The organism is Kineococcus glutinatus (assembly GCF_039542765.1).
Taxonomy (GTDB): Bacteria; Actinomycetota; Actinomycetes; order Actinomycetales; family Kineococcaceae; genus Kineococcus_A; species Kineococcus_A glutinatus.
Window position 1 is genome coordinate 1 of sequence record NZ_BAABIL010000208.1, and the last position, 1834, is coordinate 1834.

Genomic DNA, 1834 nt, shown 5'->3' on the forward strand with positions numbered 1-1834 from the left:
CCGTCGTCGCGCAGCAGGGCCCAGGCCCCGGCGGCCGCGGCGAGGACGTCGACTCCCGCGACGCCGCCGGCCGCCGCGCCGACCCGCCGGGGACGACCGGCGGGGCCCGCGCCGGGGTGGTCGTCGACGTCGCTCACGGGCCGATCCTGGCACGGTGCCCGGCGGCTGCTGCGGCGCACGCACGGCTGCTAGCCTCTGTGGGGGTGGTCCGCTGCCGGTCCTGATCGGTGCGCGGTCCTGCCGTGGAGGTGTCGCCTAGTCCGGTCTATGGCGCCCGCCTGCTAAGCGGGTTGGGGGCTACAACCCCCTCGCGGGTTCAAATCCCGCCACCTCCGCACCCGAGGCCCCGTCCCCTCCCGGGGGGCGGGGTCTCGTCGCGTCCGCCGGGGCCGGGGCCGGGTGCGGCGTCCGGGGGAGGCGATTAGGTGCTGCAGCACCGAGCCCGCTACAGTTGACCCCGGCCGCTGCGCCCAGCGCAGCGCCCGCGCCCGTAGCTCAACGGATAGAGCATCTGACTACGGATCAGAAGGTTAGGGGTTCGAATCCCTTCGGGCGCACTCGTTGAGACAGCGACGTGACAGGCCCCCGGACCCCGGTCCGGGGGCCTGTTGCGTGCTGCGGTCCACCGGTCGGCGCGAGGACCCGGCGCGGCCGGCGGATCCCTCCGCGCGCGGACCACCGGCGCCCTTCCTCTTGACACCTTTTCGGGCCGCTGACACGTTGAGCGCCGGTAACCGGTTTCCCATACGGTGTGCCACGGCGCCGTGGCACACCCCAGCCCGTTCCGGGGCGGACCGGCAGCGACGCCCCCGTCCCGGACCCCCGCGGCCCGGTCGTGCCCGCGCAGCGCCGCGGCCCGGCCCACCGCCCGCCGATCCGGAGGCCCGATGACGACGTCGCGCAGAACCGCCCTGTCCCTGCTGCCCGCCGCAGCCGCCCTCGCCCTGGGTGCACAGCCCGCCGCAGCAACCGCTCCGCGCGCCGGCTCCGCGCGCGGCCGCGGCCGGCGCCACCCGGCGATCCTCGTCTCGGGCGACTCCACCGCCGCCACCTACGCGGCCCACGAGGCACCGCGCGCCGGGTGGGGTCAGGCCCTGGAGGTGTTCCTGCCCCCGGTGGTCGCCGTCCGCAACCACGCCTGGTCCGGGGCCAGCACGAAGAGCTTCGCCGACTCCGGCCGCCTGGACCGGTTGCTCGCCGAGGTGTGCGAGGGCGACGTCGTGCTCGTCTCCTTCGGGCACAACGACTCCAAGCAGGAGGACCCCGCGCGCTACACCGACCCGTGGGGCACCTACCAGCAGCACCTGGCCCGCTTCGCCGACGGGGCGCGGGCCCGCGGGGGCGTGCCGGTGGTGGTGACGCCCGTCGAGCGGCGCCGGTTCGACGCGGACGGGCGTGCCCGCGAGTCGCACGGGGACTACCCCGCGGCGGCGCGGGCGCTCGCGGCGCGCGAGGGGATCGCCCTGGTGGACCTCACCGCGCTGAGCCTGCAGCTGTGGAACTCCCTCGGCCCCGACGGCACGACGTCCGCCTTCCTGCACCTGGCACCGGGTGAGTCCGCGAACCACCCCGCCGGGGTCGTGGACAACACCCACTTCCGCGCCGCGGGGGCGATCGAGCTGGCCCGCACCGTGGCCTCGGAACTGGACCGGCAGCGGATCGTGCGGCCGGGGACCGTGGTGGGCCTGCACCGGCAGCACGTCCCGGAGGACGCCCTGACGTGGCCGGCGCAGCGCCCGGCCGAGGTCGCACCCCCGGCGGCGCTGCCGTGACCGCGGGCACCCCGCACGGCGCGCCGCACCGGCGGGCCCCGCTGTCCCGGCGCGCGCTGGGC

General features: G+C 77.2%; 1 protein-coding gene and 2 tRNA genes. All 3 read left to right on the forward strand.

Annotated elements, in window-relative coordinates:
- The first annotated feature begins 244 nt into the window (after positions 1 to 244).
- The 3 genes from ABEB16_RS09095 to ABEB16_RS09105 all read left to right on the forward strand — a co-directional run bounded on the left by ABEB16_RS09095 (position 245) and on the right by ABEB16_RS09105 (position 1772).
- Positions 245 to 335 (forward strand) — tRNA-Ser (locus ABEB16_RS09095).
- A gap of 149 nt (positions 336 to 484) precedes the next feature.
- Positions 485 to 557 (forward strand) — tRNA-Arg (locus tag ABEB16_RS09100).
- 330 nt (positions 558 to 887) lie between these two features.
- Complete coding sequence (locus ABEB16_RS09105) at positions 888 to 1772, forward strand: rhamnogalacturonan acetylesterase (protein ID WP_345711940.1); 885 nt, start codon at positions 888 to 890, stop codon at positions 1770 to 1772.
- The last annotated feature ends 62 nt before the right edge of the window (positions 1773 to 1834 follow it).

What these genes read in the sequence shown, in the direction of transcription:
- ABEB16_RS09105 (WP_345711940.1), top strand. Translation starts at nt 888, where the DNA reads ATGACGACGTCGCGCAGAACCGCCCTGTCCCTGCTGCCCGCCGCAGCC.